Annotated in this window: 12 protein-coding genes; 6 read left to right on the top strand and 6 right to left on the bottom strand. The window is 72.9% G+C overall.

The features are described 5' to 3' along the window. Positions 1-66 precede the first annotated feature (66 nt). The 4 genes from SGFS_RS26810 to SGFS_RS26795 all read right to left on the bottom strand — a co-directional run bounded on the left by SGFS_RS26810 (position 67) and on the right by SGFS_RS26795 (position 7,191). Complete coding sequence (locus SGFS_RS26810) at positions 67-414, bottom strand: DUF742 domain-containing protein (RefSeq protein WP_286254058.1); 348 nt, start codon at positions 412-414, stop codon at positions 67-69. Further along, on the bottom strand, positions 411-824 hold the full coding sequence (locus tag SGFS_RS26805) for a roadblock/LC7 domain-containing protein (RefSeq protein ID WP_286254056.1): 414 nt from the start codon (positions 822-824) through the stop codon (positions 411-413). The genes SGFS_RS26810 and SGFS_RS26805 overlap by 4 nt, the downstream gene beginning before the upstream one ends. Beyond that, the gene (locus SGFS_RS26800; protein WP_350284016.1) at positions 821-2,983 is read right to left on the bottom strand and encodes a sensor histidine kinase; all 2,163 of its coding nucleotides are present in this window, start codon (positions 2,981-2,983) and stop codon (positions 821-823) included. The genes SGFS_RS26805 and SGFS_RS26800 overlap by 4 nt, the downstream gene beginning before the upstream one ends. A gap of 311 nt (positions 2,984-3,294) precedes the next feature. Next, positions 3,295-7,191, bottom strand: coding sequence for an NACHT domain-containing protein (locus SGFS_RS26795; protein WP_286254054.1), 3,897 nt, complete (start codon positions 7,189-7,191; stop codon positions 3,295-3,297). 376 nt (positions 7,192-7,567) lie between these two features. Between SGFS_RS26795 and SGFS_RS26790 the strand changes: the two genes are divergently transcribed. Beyond that, positions 7,568-8,170 carry a GntR family transcriptional regulator gene (locus SGFS_RS26790; protein ID WP_286254052.1) on the top strand — a complete coding sequence of 201 codons (603 nt, stop codon included), beginning with the start codon at positions 7,568-7,570 and terminating at the stop codon, positions 8,168-8,170. Between the two features lie 151 nt (positions 8,171-8,321). Next, positions 8,322-8,912 (top strand): hypothetical protein, encoded by a 591-nt coding sequence (locus SGFS_RS26785; protein ID WP_286254051.1) that lies wholly within the window; start codon positions 8,322-8,324, stop codon positions 8,910-8,912. 75 nt (positions 8,913-8,987) lie between these two features. Here the strand turns inward: SGFS_RS26785 and SGFS_RS26780 are convergent, their stop codons facing one another. Beyond that, positions 8,988-9,845: an alpha/beta fold hydrolase gene (locus tag SGFS_RS26780; RefSeq protein ID WP_286254050.1), complete on the bottom strand. Its 858-nt coding sequence runs from the start codon at positions 9,843-9,845 to the stop codon at positions 8,988-8,990. A gap of 109 nt (positions 9,846-9,954) precedes the next feature. Continuing rightward, positions 9,955-10,953, bottom strand: a complete 999-nt coding sequence (locus tag SGFS_RS26775) for an EamA family transporter (RefSeq protein WP_286254049.1) — start codon at positions 10,951-10,953, stop codon at positions 9,955-9,957. A gap of 257 nt (positions 10,954-11,210) precedes the next feature. On the opposite strand from SGFS_RS26775, the gene SGFS_RS26770 reads away from it, so the two are divergent. Genes SGFS_RS26770 through SGFS_RS26755 form a run of 4 tightly spaced genes read left to right on the top strand, consistent with a single transcriptional unit; the run spans position 11,211 to position 17,150 of the window. Then, positions 11,211-12,005, top strand: coding sequence for a TIGR03084 family metal-binding protein (locus SGFS_RS26770; protein ID WP_286254048.1), 795 nt, complete (start codon positions 11,211-11,213; stop codon positions 12,003-12,005). Then, positions 12,002-13,699, top strand: coding sequence for an acyclic terpene utilization AtuA family protein (locus SGFS_RS26765; RefSeq protein ID WP_286254047.1), 1,698 nt, complete (start codon positions 12,002-12,004; stop codon positions 13,697-13,699). The genes SGFS_RS26770 and SGFS_RS26765 overlap by 4 nt, the downstream gene beginning before the upstream one ends. Continuing rightward, positions 13,696-15,294: an acyl-CoA carboxylase subunit beta gene (locus tag SGFS_RS26760; RefSeq protein WP_286254046.1), complete on the top strand. Its 1,599-nt coding sequence runs from the start codon at positions 13,696-13,698 to the stop codon at positions 15,292-15,294. Before SGFS_RS26765 ends, SGFS_RS26760 begins: the two co-directional genes overlap by 4 nt. 8 nt (positions 15,295-15,302) lie before the next feature. Further along, entirely contained in the window at positions 15,303-17,150 is a 1,848-nt protein-coding gene (locus SGFS_RS26755) for an acetyl/propionyl/methylcrotonyl-CoA carboxylase subunit alpha (protein ID WP_286254045.1), read from the top strand. Positions 17,151-17,175: the final 25 nt, after the last annotated feature.

The raw sequence follows: 17,175 nt of genomic DNA, 5'->3' as shown, positions 1-17,175 counted from the left end.
CCGGGCATGGGACCGGGTGGCTCGATGACCCAGTCGTCCCCGGCCGTCCACCCGGGCCCGTCGTTCTCAGAGGTTGCGGAGTCCAACTAGTACCTGCTCCAGAATGTCTAGGTCGATCAGCGTGGCCCGGCGCGGATGCCGGGCGCTGACGCGGCCCGCGGCCAGGAGGTCGGAGAGCAGGACCTTCGTGATGCTCACCGGCAGCCGCAGCTCGGCGGCGATCTCCACCACCGCCGTCGGCCGCTTGGCGAGCCGCAGGATCGTCGCGTGCTCCGACTGCATCCCCGGCACCGGACCGACCTCGGCGACGACGAGTGTCACCAGGTCGAACGGGGTCCCGGGCGCGGACCGGATGCGCCCTCCCGTGAGGGTGTACAGCCGGTCGGGCGCGTCGTCCCTGCCGGGGCGGCTCATGACGTCGTACGTGGCCGAGCGCTCAGGTGTTCACCGAGTTGTTCGACCAGCTCGCCCATGTTGTGTCCGACCAGCCCGGCGTCCGCTTCCTCGTCCGTGACGACGGCCAGATGCGCGCCCTCGCCCGCCTCCACGATGAACAGCACCCCGCCGTAGAACTCCGCGATCGCCGAGCGCACCCCGCCGCTGCCGTCGCCGAACTCCACCGACGCCCCGTGGGACAGCGACTGGATGCCGGCGGCGATCGCGGCGAGCTGGTCGGCCCGGTCGATCGACAGCTCCGGCGTACGGCACAGTTTCAGCCCGTCCCGGGAGAGCACGAGCGCGTGCCGGGCACCCGGGGTGCGTTCCAGAAGCCCTTCCATGAGCCAGGTGAGCCTGTCGTCGGCGGTGGTGCCGGTGCCGGTCATGGGGTGGGGCCGCCTTCCGGGTGCGGTTGCGGGTACGTGGAGTAGGAGGTGTACGGGCTGTACGGGTCGTAGGCGGGGGCGGGCTGGGTCTCGTCCGGTTCGGCGTGCGGTTCGGAGTGCGGTTCGGAGTGCGGTTCGAGGCGGGATGCGGGCTGCGGTTCCGCTGAAAGGTACGGATCGGGGTGTGGTTCGGGGTGCGGTTCGGGGTGCGGGGCGGGGTGCGGTTCGGGCTTTGGGTCCCGTACGGCTTCCCGCAGCAGCTCTCGTACGGCCTCGGGCAGGGACTCACGGAGGTCCCGCACGGGTTCGAGTACGACGGCGTCGACGACGGGGATGCCGGAGGCGGCGTCGAGGGAGTAGTACGCGGGCTCCTGAACGGCGGGCGGCTCCGGGGCGGGGAGCGGTACCGGCGGTCGTACGTCGACGACCTCCTCGTCCTCGAACGCGGCGACGGCCTCGACCGTCTCGACCGCCTTGATGCCCTCGGTCTCCTCGACGGTGTCCGCTTCCGTCGCCGTCCCCTGGACGAACGCCTGGTCGAGTCCGCCCGTGCCGCGGACCGCGCGGCGGAAGCTGCTGAAGCGGGCGGCCGCCTGGGCGCCGGTGTCGTCCCGGTCGTCGCCGTCGTCTGCCCTCCTGGCGCCGGACCCGGTGTCGGCGTCGGCCTGGGCACGGGTGCGGGCCTCCGCCTCCGCGAGGGAGCGGCCGCGGCGGCGCCGGGGGAGGCCGGGGTACTCGCCGGACCCGGGGTCCCCGGAGTCGCCGTGGTCCCCGGAGCCCGCAGAGCCCCCGGAGCCCGCGGAGCCCGCAAAGCCCCCGGAGCCCGCGGACTCCCAGGTGGACGACGGGGACTCGTGTGTCGGCGTCGGTTCGGGGCGCGGGTCCTGTGGGCCGGGGCCGGGGCCGGGAAGCGAGCCGGAGAGGGCCGCGTACGACAGGCCGTCGGACGTGGGGGCCGCGGGCGTGGGCGCGGCCGGTGCGGGGGTGGCCGGAGGTGCCGTACTGGCCAGGACGTCCTGGGGGATCAGCATCAACACACCCGTGCCGCCGCGGGCGGACGGGCGGAAGGAGACCGTCAGGCCGTACTTGCGGGCCAGGCGGCCGACGACGGCGAGGCCGAGGCGGGTGCCGGTCAGGCTGGTGAGGTCGGAGGCCTCGCCCGACACCGCGCGCTCGGCGCGGCGCAGCTGGACGTCGCTCATGACCAGGCCCGCGTCCTCGACGGAGACGATGACACCGGCCGGTACCTCCTCCACGTACACGTGCACCTCGGCGGTCGGCGGCGAGAAGTTGGCCGCGTTGTCGAGGAGTTCGGCGAGCGCGTGCATCACGCCCTCTGCGGCGTGCCCGGCGACGGCGGAGTCGCTGGAGGAGTGCAGCCGGACCCGGCGGTAGGCGCCGATGCGGCCCATCGCGCCGCGCAGGATCGACTCCATCGGGATGGGGCGCGCCCAGCGGCGGCCCGAGCGGGCGCCCGCGAGGACGGCGACGGAGTCGGCGAGACGGCCGGCCTGCGCGGTGCGGTGGTCGAGATGGAGCAGGTCGGCGAGGACGTCCTCGTCGGCGTGACGTTCCTCCATCGCGCGTAGATCGGCGAGCGTGCCGGTGGCCAGGGCCTGCATCCGGCCGGCCACGTTGGCGGTCACGGCGAGGGCGGCGGTGCGGTCGGACTCGGCGCGGCGGGCGCGTTCGGCGAGGTGCGAGCGGGCCTCGTCCCAGCGGGTCCGCTCGTCGGCCGTGCGGCCGCGCTCGCGCTCGAACTCTTTGGCGAGTCGCGCCCGTTCACGTGCGTACTCCTCCGCGAGCCGGGCCCGTTCGCGCACGAACTCCTCGGTCAGCCGCCCCCGTTCCTGTCCGAAGTCCTCGGCCAGCCGCGCCCGTTCCTGGAGCAGCAGACCGGTGTCACGGGAGACGGCGTTCAACCGGTGGCGCAGCAGCCCCGCCGAGCGGCGGGCGTGGACGGCGAACGCGACGGCGAGGGTGAGCAGAAAGGCGGCGGCGCCCGCGCCGCAGGCCAGGGGCAGCCGTACCGAGCGCGGTGCCAGGGCGACGGCGGTGCCCACCGCGACCGCGCCGAGCAGGGCGGTGACCAGGGGGAGAGGCAGGATGCTGCGGAGGGTCGGTCGTTCGCCTGGGGGACTGGGCGCGGGCGGGGTCATGGATATTGTCCTCGGTCGGTTCCTGATCGAGAAGCGACACTTGGTGCTCAATTGGCCGTCACTATATGGGAGTTAGCGATTGGCTCGGGCACCTTTCCGAGGGTGTCCTCGCAATCCGCACGGCATTCGATGGGCATGTGGTCGGTATGCGGTCGCGTTCCCAGGAGGCGTCCGGGATGCGGGCAGTGACGCCCCGGGCCGGGCTGTATGTGATCGTGCCGCCGACGTTCCGGATGAGCGGAAGCCGGGTTGGCGGCATGCGGCGGGGGCGGGGGCGGGGGCGGGGCGGGGGCGGCAGCGGGGGCAGGGGCTCAGGCTTCGTCGGTCCGGGGGCTCGGCGAGGTGGCCGAGGGGTCCTGCGTCGCGTCGGTCGGCTCAGGTGTGTCTGGTGTCTCTGGTGTCTCCTGTGGGTCCTGTGGGTCCTGTGGGTCCTGTGGGTCCTGCGCGTCCGGTGTGGCCGGGGAGTCCGTCATGAACGCCACCAGGAGCAGTACCACGGCTTCGGCGCCGAGGAGCCAGCAGCCGACCGTGCCGCCGTACAGGACCGTGTAACCGCCGCCGAGCAGCAGGGCGACGGGCAGGGCCAGACGGTTCCAGAGCAGGCCGGAGCGGGACGGGCCGGGTGGGATGCGGCGGGGGTCGGGGGCCTTGAGGGGGTAGACGGCGCCGCTGCCGACGAAGACGGCAGCGGCGGCCACCAGGTGGGCGAGAGCCGCCACCGCCGTCGTGGAGGAGGCCGCGGCGGGAGGGATGGCCAGGCCGGCGCAGACGAGGGCGATGCCGGTGACCGGCTCCGTCCACCAGGACGCGGAGCCGCCCTCCTCGTCGGCCGCACCGGCCTTTCCGCTCTCCCCGTCGCCCGCGCAGACGAGCACGCCCAGGCAGAGGACAGTGAGCTGGGCGAGGTCGATCCAGCCGAGGGCGCGGGCCGGGACGGTCACGGCGACGACCGTGGCCGTCGACGCCGCCGCGGCGACCAGTCGCAGCACCCTTGCCGGGGCGGGCAGCCTGCCGGTCGCGGGGTCGGTGCCGTAACCGGCGAGGAACAGATGGCCGACGAGCGCGACGACCGGGGCCCAGACGGGCACGACGGAGCCGGTGTCGCCGGATGTCGACAGCCATGCCCGTACGACGACCGGGAGCGTCGCCGCCAACACGGCGGCGCATCCCAGCACGCCGATGAACCAGTGACCGCCGTCGTCCGCCGCCGTCCCGTCGTCCGCCTGCTTGTGCGGGACCGACGGCCCCGACCAGGACCGGGGGTCGTGCATGAGGAGCGGTTGGCGGGGGACGGGCGGGGGAGGGGGCTGCGATGGCACCGGCACAGGCACAGGCACCGGCACCGGCGGGGGTGGGGGTGGGGGTGGGGGCGGCGATGGCACAGGCACCGGCGGGGGTGGAGGCGGCGATGGCACCGGCGTGGGAACCGCACCCGTGCCTCCACCCGCGCCCACCGGAACGGCCGATTGGTGCGGTGGCCGCCACCGCACCCCGGCGTAGTCGCTGAGCGCCGCCTCCAGCCCGGGCGGCAGGACGGGCCGCAGGCCGATGTCGGTGAGGACGTACCAGTTGCCGTCGCTCCTCAGCAGCCGGGAGCCGCGCGGGGCGTCGGGGTGCAGGCGTACGTGGATGCCGTAGAGGCCGGTGTCCATGCCCAGGCGGCGGGTGCGGCGGACGGCGACCTCCTCGACGTGGGGCCAGTCGAAGCGGAACTCGCGGCGCTGCCGGTGGCAGGCGACGGCGTACGGGGACACCCACACCCGCACCGTGTGCCGGGGCAGGAGCCAGGTGAGGCCCGACATGAAGGCTCCGACGCCGAGGAAGAGGACGGCGGGGGCCCAGAGGTAGGGCAGGGACTCGACGCCGTCGCGGGCCGCGACCTGGAGTGTCCACAGGCCCGCCGCCGCGGGTGCCGCCTTCAGCGGGGCGAGGGTGACCTGGCGTACGCGCAGCCGGAAGCTCCACCCCGCGTCCGCCGTGGGCGTGACACCGTCCAGCCGGAGCAGCCAGGGGTTGGGCAGGCGGGGCGGGGCACCACGGCGTACGTCTGCCTGCCGGGTGCCGCCGCGCGCGGTGCCCTCGGCGAGGCGTTCCTGGAGCCGGGCGTTGCGGAACTGATAGCTGCCGCCGACCTGGCGCAGGACGCCCTGGCGGCGGGCGTCCTCCAGGAACCGCAGCAGCGACCACGGGGCCTGACCGGTCACGGCCAGGGTGACCTTGGCGAGGGCCCAGCGGCTCCAGGGGCTGATCACCACCAGCATCGTCGTCGTACCGATCCATGCCGTGAGCCCGGCGGCGACACCTTCAACGGGATCGTACGGCCAGAACCTCGCGCCGGTCCCGACGCCGACCAGCGGGCCGACGATGCCGAACGACCGTGCCAGTGCGATGTGTTCGGCACGCATCAGCGCCCGGGGTGTGGTCGTGTCCCGCTCGGTGTCGGCCGGCGCGGCGAACAGCACGGTGAAGACGAACGCGGCGGTGAGGCACCCGAAGCTCAGGGACAGCGCCGCGTCCATGCCGGTGACGCCGTTGTAGTACAGGGTGGCGTGCACCACGGAGATGCCGGGGAGGACGAGGATCAGCAGGACCGCCATCACGGCGCGGAGCGGGGAGGTGGCGTGCAGCGCGGACCGGGCCGCCGCGCCCGGCCGCAGCAGGCTCGCCCGGCGTCGTGGTTCGCCGAAGCGGTAATGCGCGAACCAGGTGCGGAGCATGACCTGAATACCCGTACCGAACACCAGACCGGTGACCAGCCCGGACGTGGCCGCCGTGCGGGCCGGGCCGAAACCGCCGGGGGGCGCGCCGCCGTAGGCGGGGGAGTCGAGGCGCTCGCCGACCAGCCTGGTCAGTTGCTGGTCCATGTCGCCGGTGGACAGGGGCCCGGTGACCGCTTCGCCGAGCGCCCGTGCCACCTCCGAGACCGCGAGCCCCAGCAGGATGATGGCGGGCAGGATCATCAACCGGGGCAGGGATAAGAGGTGCAGCCGCCACCAGGCCAGCTCGGTGGTGTCCTGCCGCTGGAGGTGCCTGGCGAGGACGCCCAGCCTGCGCCGGGCGCTCCGCGGCGACCAGCGGCGCGGCGGATTCTCCCGGTCGAGCGGGGCTATCTCCCCGGAGAACACCGCGGGTACGAACTCGTCGAGCAGCCGCTCCTCGACCGAACTCCGGTCAGGGAAACGGGCGTTGTCCGCCAGCTCGCCCGGATCGGTCCAGCGCCGGGCGTAGACCGTGCGGGCCAGCGACAGCATCAGCGGTGTCGACAGCGCGGCCGCCACCGGCCCGTACGGGTCCTCCCGAACCCGCCGTAAGAGCCCTGACCAGCGCCCCTGCCCCTCCGCGTCGGGTGCCGTACTCAACTCCAGGTGCGTGGCGGCGTCCTCGGCGGTGACCGGCTGCCCCTCGATGACGGCCGTCGAGCGGAGCACCAGCTCCGCCGGGGCGAGCGCGTCGAACTCCGCAGTCCGTGAGGTGAGGATCAGCGGCCGGTCGTACAGCGCAGAGTTGATCGCGACCACCGCCGCGTGACGCCGATGGGCCGGCATCTCGTCCAGCCCGTCGAGCACGGGCAGCAGCGGGGAACCGCTGTCGCGCCACAACTCCCGCGCCGGGTGCCGCCCGTCGATCCGGGGCAGCCCGGGGTGATCCTCCGCGAGCCGCCGGGTGATCCAGACCCCGAACTCCTCGCGGTCGGGGTCCCAGGAGGAGAGGGAGAACAGCACGGGCACGGGCGGGGCACCCCGGTGCGCACCGGCCCCCCTGCCTGCCGCCCCCGCCGCCAGCCGACGGCTGAGCAGTTCGAGCGTCAGCAGTACGGCGAGGGTGGTCTTGCCCGAGCCGGCCTCGCCCAGGATCGCGAGACGGCTGATCGGCAGACCGAGGAACGAGGCGAGCAGACCGTCCAGTTGATCGCCCTGCCCCGCGACCTGTCCGCCCACGTTCCGGGGATGGTCGGCCCGCCGGGACCGGGGCGCCCAGCGCACCGCCAACGGCACCCGGTCGCCACCCACGCCCCAGACCCTTGCCTCACCACGCCACTGCCGGTACACCGCCTCGGCCAGGGCGTCGGCGGCCCGTTCCAGCGGCGCGGCCGCCGGTGGGCGATCTATGTGGATCTCGCCGTAGTTGTCGCGAAACTGGACGACGATGTCTGCGTTCCCGTGGAAGGAGTTGTACACATCGCCGTCGCGCCGGCCCTCGTAGGCCATTGGCTGCCACCTCGAAGAACACGCGAGCACGTGGAGCGCCCCACGCTAGCGCACACCCACCCCAGGCTCCGCCCCAGAGCCCCCGCCTCCGCCTTCGCCCCTGCCTCCGCCTTCGCCTCCGCCTTCGCCTCCGCCTTCGCCTCCGCCCCTGCCTCTGCCTCCGCCTCTGCCTCCGCCCCTGCCTCCGCCTTCGCCTTCGCCTAGACGAATCCGCCGCGGGCGCTGCTGCCGCGGCTAAGGTCGGTCACGTCATGAGTGCCGAGCTCGACCACTCGACCGCACCCGCCCCGTCCGGCGCCGGGTCGCGGCAGCCGTCGAAGCCCGACCCGAGTTCGGCATCGCGGCATCGACCGCGCGGAAGGTGGCAGGGAGGCTCGTGAGCGCCAACAGATGGGTCAGCACGTCGATGCCGTATCTGACGCCGCGTGAGAACGGGCGGGGCGACGCCTGGGGCGCCGACGCGGCGGCTCGGGGGCGCCGGGGCACGCAACGGATCCTGTACGCCGGAGAGGTGCCGGCGTCCGCCGAGGTGGCGGGGCTGCTGGGGCTCGCCGAGGGCGAGTCGGTCGTCGTACGCCGCCGCCTGATCCTCCTCGACGACCAGCCCAACGAACTCACCGACACCTACTACCCGACCGCCGTCGCCCGCGGCACCCGCCTCGCCGGCACCGCCAAGATCCCCGGCGGCGCGGTCACGTTGCTCGCCGAACTCGGGTACGTCGGCGCCCTCGTCCGCGAGGACGTCACGGCCGACGTACCGGATGACGAGGAGCGGGAGGCCCTGCGTACCGCACCGGGTGAGCCGGTCCTGCGCCTGACCCGGCTCACCCTCGACCGTGACGGCCGGCCGATCCAGGTGGACCGCATGGTGATGCCCGCCCGACGCCAACGACTGCGCTACGAGATCGAGATCGGGAGCGGGAGCGGGAGCGGGAACCAGGGCGCGAGCGGGAGCGGGAGCGCGAGCGACAGCCGGTGATCGCGGTGGGCGCCGCCCCGTTGTAGCGGTCCCGTGTGTGAACCGTGAATGGCCTTGATCGGTATTGCCTACTGATCAGTCATGTTTTAGGCATGCGATCAAGGCGTTCCGTTCACAACGAACGCATAAGCGAAAGGCCCGCCTCCGCACCATGAAGCCCCCCACATTCATGTCCACCCTCGCCGTCACCGCCGCCGCGCTCGCCGCCGTGCTGCCGCTGGCCGGGACCGCCGCCGCCACCCCGCAGTGGCCCGGTCACGCCCACCGCACCGTCACCACCGCCGACGGTGACACCTTCCACCTCCGGTTGAAGGCCGGCCCCGCCGTGCTGCCCGCCGGCGGTGGCACGGTCGACGTCAAGGGCGCCGGATACAACCGCGCCCAGGGCGTCTTCCTGGCCTTCTGCGTGATCCCGGAGGGCGTGCGTGTCGGCGACCCCTCGACGTACACCGCCCTCCCCGGCCCCTGCCTCGGCGGTCGCGCCGCCCAGGACGGCTCGTCGCGCCGGATCACCGACACCGGGACCGGCACACCGGGCGTCACCATCCCGTACGAGGACGGCGGCCGCTTCCGTGCGACGCTCAACCTCAAGCCCGAGATCTCCGACGGAGTCGTCTGCGGCGAGACCGTACGCTGCGCGATCGTGACCCGCGCCGACTTCACGGCCACGAACGAGCGGCTGTACGACCAGTACATCCCGGTGCACTTCGCGTCGGCTGGTCTGGCGGGTCAGTACAAGTAGCGCTGGAGACCCAGGGGTGCGGGTGTCGGTGGCGGCGCCCGCACCCCCACCCCCACCCCTACCCCTACCCACCACTCACTCGGCGCGTCGCACCGCCCCCGCCCCCGTCTCGGTCAGGAAGTCGATGAGCGCCTCCGCCAGTCGCTCCGGCTGGTCCTCGGGGACGAGGGTCGACGAGTCTGCGATCTCTATCAGTCGGCCTTTCGGGTACAGCTCCGCCAGCCGGGGGCCGTGCTCACGTGGCATCAAGCGGTCCTCGGTCGCCCAGACGACCAGTACGGGGCCGTCGAAGTCCCGTAGCCGCTCGCTCCACTCCAGCAGGACCTTCCGTCCGGGCGCCGAGGTCGCGAACTTGGCGAAGTCCCTGCGGATGGCCCTGCTCCGGGTCGCGGGACCGAACCAGTCGTCCATGACCTCGTCCGGGATCCCGCGCAGGCTCATCCCGCCGTAGCCGTTGCGGTTGTTCCGGAAGGCGGGGACGCGCATCAGCCGCGTCAGCAGCCGGACGCCGCCGGGGACCCTGCATACCTGGGCCACCGCTTTGGCCGGCCCCGGGGGGAAGTTGTCGAACGCCTCGCAGGCCACCAGCACCAGCCGCCCGACCCGCCGGCCCTGTTCCTCCGTGACCAGGAACTGGCCGCCGCCCCAGTCATTGAGGACGAGGGTCACGTCGTCCAGCCCCAGCCGTTCGATGAACTCGCCCAGCAGCCGCGCGACACCGCGATGGGACAGGTCGGCGTCCGGGTTCATCGGTCTGCGATGACCGCCGAGCGGGAGCGTGGGCAGGACGCAGCGATACCCGTCCAGCAGCGGTACGACCTTGCGCCACTGCGTCTCGTTCATCGGCAGGCCGTGGCCGAACACCAGCACCGGCCCCCCACCACCGGTGTCCTGATAGTCGATCGGTCCCGCCGACAGCTCGATCCCCGGCATCGCACCCCCCAGTTGATGGCCCGTTCGACTCCAAACCTAGCGAGGCCGACGCACCGCGCAACCCCACTCGCCCCGGACGCCCCCCCGCTCCCCTCGGAACGTGCCTCCCTCACCCCGGAACATCCGCCTTCCCCCGCCCCACCTGCGTCCGCACCGCCCCCATGCTCGCCCCGATCACCAGCGCGATCGCCAAGGTCTCCATCGCGGACAGCGCCTGGTCCAGGATCAGGAAACCGGCCGTCGCGGCGAGCGCGGGCTCCAGGCTCATCAGCACCGCGAAGGTGGAGGCGGGCAGCCGGCGCAGGGCCACCAGTTCCAGGGTGTACGGGAGGACGGAGGACAGCATCGCCACGGCCGCGCCCAGTGCCACCGTCGTCGGGTCGAGCAGCCGCGTCCCGGACTCCACCACCCCCAGCGGCAGGAACAGCACCGCCGCCACCGCCATGGCCAGCGCCAGCCCGTCGGCCTGCGGGAACCGCCGCCCCGTACGCGCGCTGAACACGATGTACGCCGCCCACATCGCCCCGGCGGACAGGGCGAAGGCCACGCCCAGCGGGTCCAGCGCGCCGAAGCCGCCCCCGCCGCCACCCCTGCCCTCGCTCCCGCCGCCGCCCCCGAGCAGCAGTTCACCCCCGCCTCCCAGCAGGAAGACACCGCACAGCGCCAGCCCGGCCCAGACCAGGTTCACCGCCCGGCGCGAGGCCAGGACGGACAGGACGAGCGGGCCAAGCACCTCCAGCGTGACCGCCAGGCCCAGCGGGATACGGGCGACCGACTGGTAGAAGAGGCCGTTCATCGCGGCCATGGTGACGCCGAAGACGACCACGGTGCCCCAGTCGGCGCGCGAGTGCCCGCGCAACCGGGGGCGGCACACCACGAGCAGCACCAGCGCCGCCACCACGAGCCGCAGGGTCACCACCCCCAGCGCTCCCCCCGCCCTCGGCATCACGAGCACCGACAGCGCCCCACCGAACTGCACCGAGATGCCACCGACCAGCACCAGACCCACTGGCCCGAGAGCGCCCCCACGGCCACGGCTCGCAGGGGTGGTCGCGGCCGTCGCCGGTGCCGTCGCGGGTACGGACTGGTCAGTGCCGGGGAGTGTCACGGGGGCCGTCCAGGGAGAGCGGTTCGTTCAGTCGGTTGGACTGCGAAGTTCAGAGTAATGGACTCCTCTCTGCTCCCGCCAGTCTGTTTCCCTGCCCCCTCCCGCGTCCCCCTTCCCGCCCCTCCCGCCCGACCCGGGCCTACGGCCGCCAAGGCGGCGGCGGCAGCGGCGGCAGCGGCGGGCAGTGGTAAATCCAACCCCCAAAAATAATGCAAGCACGCTTGCTTGTTTATCCCCCAGGCTGCCATGCTCCCCCCATGGCCGACCCAACCCCCGTGATCAACGCCCTCTCTGCGGAGAGCGACGAACTCGACCGGCTCGTAGCCGAGTTGAGCGCGGAGCAATGGTCGCTGACCACCCCCGCCCCAGGCTGGACCATCGCCCACCAGATCGCCCACCTCGCCTGGACCGACCGCTCCTCCGTGCTGGCAGTGACCGATCAGAACGCCTTCGCTCGCGAGGTCGAGGCCGCGCTGACCTCGCCCGGCGACTTCGTGGACAACGGAGCCGAGGAGGGTGCCGCAAAGCCGACCGCCCGGCTGCTCGCGGAGTGGCGGACCGGCCGGGCCGCCCTGGCCGAGGCACTGCGCGCCGCACCCCCGGACGCCCGCTTCCCCTGGTACGGCCCACCCATGTCCGCCGCCTCCGTGGCCACCGCCCGCCTCATGGAGACCTGGGCCCACGGCCTGGACATCGCCGACACCCTGGGCGTGACCCGCACCCCCACCGACCGCCTCCGGCACATCGCCCGCCTCGGCGTCCGCACCCGCGACTACGCCTTCGGCCTGCACGGCCTGACCCCGCCGTTCGACGAGTTCCGCATCGAACTCCTCAGCCCATCAGGGGAGTTGTGGACCTACGGCCCGGACGACGCCGCACAGCGTGTCACCGGCCCCGCCCTCGACTTCTGCCTCCTGGCCACCCGGCGCGCCCACCGCGCCGACCTCGCCCTCCGGGCCGACGGCCCCGACGCGAACCGGTGGCTGGACATCGCCCAGGCCTTCGCGGGACCGCCGGGCAAGGGCCGCGCCCGGAAGGGCACCGCCCAGTGACCCCCCTCCGCATAGGCAACGCCTCCGGCTTCTACGGCGACCGCTTCGACGCGATGCGCGAGATGCTCACCGGCGGCGGCCCGGCCGGCACCCTCGACGTCCTCACCGGTGACTACCTCGCCGAGCTGACCATGCTCATCCTGGGCCGGGACCGGCTGAAGGACCCCGACGCCGGATACGCCCGTACTTTCCTGCGCCAGCTGGAGGAGTGCCTGGGCCTCGCCCACGACCGGGGCGTACGGATCGTCACCAACGCCGGCGGCCTCAACCCGGCCGGACTCGCCGACGCCGTAAGGGAGTTGGCGGACCGGCTCGGCATCCCCGTCCGCGTCGCCCACGTCGAGGGCGACGACCTCACCGCCCGACACCCGGGCAGCCTCGCCGCCCACGCCTACCTCGGCGGCTTCGGCATCGCGGCCTGTCTGCGGGAGGGCGCGGACGTCGTCGTCACCGGGCGCGTCACCGACGCGGCCCTCGTCACCGGCCCCGCCGCCGCCCACTTCGGGTGGAGACGAACGGACCACGACCGGCTCGCCGGAGCCGTCGTCGCCGGGCACGTGCTGGAGTGCGGCACCCAGGCCACCGGCGGCAACTACGCCCACTTCGCCGACCACGACCCGCGAACACTCCACCACCCCGGCTTCCCCCTCGCCGAACTCCACGAGGACGGCACCGCCGTCATCACCAAACACCCCGGCACCGGCGGCCTCGTCGACCTCGGCACGGTCACGGCACAGCTGCTGTACGAGACGGCCGGCGCCCGCTACGCCGGACCCGACGTCACCGCCCGCCTCGACACCGCCCGCCTCACGCACGAAGGCCCCGACCGCGTACGTATCGAGGGCGTCCGGGGCGAGGCCCCGCCGCCGACCCTCAAGGTCGGCCTCAACCGCCTCGGCGGCTACCGCAACGAGGTCGCCTTCGTCCTCACCGGCCTCGACATCGAGGCGAAGGCCGCCTTGGTCCGCGCCCAGATGACCGAGGTCCTCGCCAAGTCCATGCCGGCCGACGTCCGTTGGGACCTCGCCCGCAACGACCACCCCGACGCCCCCACCGAGGAGACCGCGAGCGCCCTGCTCCGCCTCGTCGTACGGGACCCGGACCAGCGGACCGTCGGCCGCGCCCTCGGCGCCGCCGCCGTCGAACTGGCCCTCGCGAGCTACCCCGGCTTCCACGTCCTGGCACCACCGGGCAACGGATCGCCCTACGGCGTCTTCGAGGACGTGTACGTCGACCAGGACACCGTCGAGCATGTGGCCGTCCTCCACGACGGACGCCGCATCCCCGTGGCCCCGGCCCGCGACACCCTCGTACTGGCGGACGTGCCGGAACCGGCCCTTCCGGAGCCGCCGCCCCTCGGACCGGTGAAGCGCGCCCCCCTCGGCCTCGTCGCCGGTGCCCGCAGCGGCGACAAGGGCGGCAACGCCAACATCGGCGTCTGGGCCCGCACGGACGACGCCTGGCGGTGGCTCGCGCACACCCTCACCACCGACCGCCTCCGCGCACTCCTCCCCGAGACGGCCGACCTGCCCGTCACCCGGCACACGCTGCCGCACCTGCGCGCCCTCAACTTCGTCGTCGAAGGCCTCCTCGGCGAAGGCGTGGCCGCCCAGCACCGCTTCGACCCCCAGGCCAAAGCCCTCGGCGAATGGCTGCGCTCCCGCCACCTGGACATACCGGAGAGCCTCCTGTGACCGTCCTGCCCACCACCCTCGACCCGACGAGCCCCGAGTACGTCACACACCGCGAAGCCATGCTCGCCAAGCTGGACCAGTTGACCGCCGAGCACGCGAAGGCCCTCGCGGGCGGCGGCGAGAAGTACGTCGAGCGGCACCGGGGGCGCGGAAAACTCCTCGCGCGTGAGCGCATCGAGCTGCTCCTCGACCCCGACACGCCCTTCCTGGAACTGTCCCCGCTCGCCGCCTGGGGCAGCGAGTACACGGTCGGCGCCTCCCTCGTCACCGGCATCGGTGTCGTCGCGGGCGTGGAGTGCCTGATCACCGCGAACGACCCGACCGTACGCGGCGGCGCCAGCAACCCCTGGAGCCTGAAGAAGGCCCTCCGCGCCAACGACATCGCCCTCGCCAACCGTCTGCCCTGCATCAGCCTCGTCGAGTCCGGCGGTGCCGATCTCCCCTCTCAGAAGGAGATCTTCATCCCCGGCGGCGCGATCTTCCGCGACCTCACCCGGCTCTCCGCCGCCGGCATCCCGACGATCGCGGTCGTGTTCGGGAACTCGACGGCCGGGGGCGCGTACATCCCCGGTATGTCCGACCACGTGATCATGGTCAAGGGGCGCGCCAAGGTCTTCCTCGGCGGCCCGCCCCTGGTCAAGATGGCGACCGGCGAGGAGAGCGACGACGAGTCCCTCGGCGGCGCCGAGATGCACGCGCGCGTGTCGGGCCTCGCCGACCACTTCGCCGTCGACGAGCGGGACGCGCTCCGCCAGGCCCGCAGGGTCGTCGCCCGCCTCAACCACCGCAAGGCGTACGACGATCCGGCCCCCGCCGCGCCCCCCGAGTACGACGAGGAGGAGCTGCTGGGGATCGTCCCGGGCGATCTGAAAGTGCCCTTCGACCCCCGCGAGGTCATCGCCCGGATCGTCGACGCCTCCGACTTCGACGAGTTCAAGCCCCTCTACGGCACCAGCCTCACCACCGGCTGGGCGACCCTCCACGGATATCCGGTGGGCGTCCTGGCCAACGCGCAGGGCGTCCTGTTCTCCGAGGAGTCCCAGAAGGCCGCCCAGTTCATCCAGTTGGCGAACCAGCGGAACATCCCCCTCCTCTTCCTGCACAACACCACCGGGTACATGGTCGGCAAGGAGTACGAGCAGGGCGGCATCATCAAGCACGGCGCGATGATGATCAACGCGGTCGCCAACAGCCGCGTGCCCCATCTCTCCGTGCTGATGGGCGCGTCGTACGGGGCGGGTCACTACGGCATGTGCGGGCGGGCGTACGACCCCCGCTTCCTCTTCGCCTGGCCCAGCGCCAAGTCGGCCGTGATGGGCCCGCAGCAACTGGCGGGCGTGCTCTCGATCGTCGCCCGCCAGTCGGCGACGGCGAAGGGCCGGCCGTACGACGAGGACGCCGACGCCGCCCTGCGCGCGATGGTGGAGCAGCAGATCGAGTCCGAGTCGCTCCCCATGTTCCTCTCCGGACGGCTGTACGACGACGGGGTCATCGACCCCCGCGACACCCGCACCGTCCTCGGCCTGTGCCTGTCCGCGATCCACACGGCGCCGTACGAGGGCGCACGCGGTGGCTTCGGCGTCTTCCGGATGTGAGGAACCAGATGATTTCGAGACTCCTCGTGGCCAACCGGGGCGAGATCGCCTGCCGGATCTTCCGCACCTGCCGTGAGCTGGGAATCCAAACGGTCGCCGTGCACTCCGACGCCGACGAAAACGCCCTCCACGCGCGCGTGGCCGACGCGACGGTACGACTCCCGGGCGCGGCCCCCGCCGACACGTACCTGCGCGGCGACCTGATCGTGAAGGCGGCCCTCACCGCCGGCGCCGACGCCGTCCACCCCGGCTACGGCTTCCTCTCCGAGAACGCCGACTTCGCCCGTGCCGTCCTCGACGCGGGCCTGGTCTGGATCGGCCCGCCCCCCGAGGCGATCGAGACGATGGCGTCCAAGCCCCGCGCCAAGCACCTGATGGGCTTGAAACCCCTTAAAGCGGTTACCGAGGCGGACCTACCCGTCCTGGTCAAGGCGGCGGCGGGCGGCGGCGGCCGCGGCATGCGCGTCGTACGCCACCTCGCGGACCTGGACCCCGCCCTGACCGCCGCCCGAGCCGAAGCCACGAGCGCCTTCGGCGACGGCGAGGTCTTCGTCGAGCCCTACATCGAGGGCGGCCGCCATGTAGAGGTCCAGATCCTCGCCGACACCCACGGCACCGTCTGGACCCTCGGCACCCGCGACTGCTCCCTCCAACGCCGCCACCAGAAGGTCATCGAGGAGGCACCCGCACCGGGTCTGAATCCCGAACTGACCCACTCCTTGTACGAGATGGCGGTACGGGCGGCGAGAGCCGTCGACTACGTGGGCGCCGGAACGGTCGAGTTCCTGATCGCCGACGACGACCGCGCCCACTTCCTGGAGATGAACACCCGCCTCCAGGTCGAACACCCGGTGACGGAAGCGATCCACGCCATCGACCTGGTCGCCCTCCAGCTCAGCGTCGCCGAAGGCCACGCCCTGGACCCCGACGGCCCCCCGCGCGCGCGTGGCCACGCCATCGAGGCCCGCCTCTACGCCGAGGACCCCGCACAGGACTGGACCCCCCAGACAGGCACCCTCCACCGCCTGACCGCCCCACCCGGCACCCGCCTGGACACCGGCTACACGGACGGCGACGAGATCGGCGTCCACTACGACCCGATGCTCGCCAAACTCATCGCCCACGCCCCCACCCGAGCCGAGGCGATCCGCCGCCTCGCGGGCGCCCTGGACCACACGACGATCCATGGCCCGACGACCAACAGAGACCTCCTCGTCCGCTCACTCCGACACCAGGAGTTCACGTCGGCGGCCATGGACACGGGCTTCTACGACCGCCACCTCGACGCCCTCACGGCCCCGGCCCCCGACCCGTACGCACCCCTGGCCGCCGCCCTCGCCGACGCCCACGGCCGCTCCCGCTTCGGCGGCTGGCGCAACCTGCCGGCCCACCCCCAGAGCAAGCGCTACGCCACGGGGGGCGAGGAGATCGAGGTCACCTACCACCACACCCGCGAGGGCCTGACGGCGGAAGGAGTCCGGGTCGTACGAGCCGCACCCGGCCTCGTCCTCCTCGAAGTGGACGGCGTCCAGCAAAAGTTCGAGGTGGCACGGTACGGCGACCAGATCTACGTCAACACCACCCCCCTCACCGCCCTGCCCCGCTTCCCGGACCCCACGACCCAACAGCTCCCGGGCTCCCTCCTGGCCCCGATGCCCGGCACGGTCGTACGAGTGGCGGAGGGCCTCACGGAAGGGTCCGAGGTAAAGGCGGGCGACCCCCTCCTCTGGCTGGAGGCAATGAAGATGGAACACCGGATCACGGCCCCGGCAACGGGCACCTTGACGACCCTGAACGCAGTACCCGGCCAGCAGGTGGAGCTGGGCATGTTGCTCGCGGTGGTGCAGCCGGGTTAGGGGCGCGGGGAACTGCGCGAGACAC

The sequence above is a fragment of the Streptomyces graminofaciens genome (assembly GCF_030294945.1).
Taxonomy (GTDB): Bacteria; Actinomycetota; Actinomycetes; order Streptomycetales; family Streptomycetaceae; genus Streptomyces; species Streptomyces graminofaciens.
This window is presented reverse-complemented; position numbering and strand designations above follow the sequence as displayed.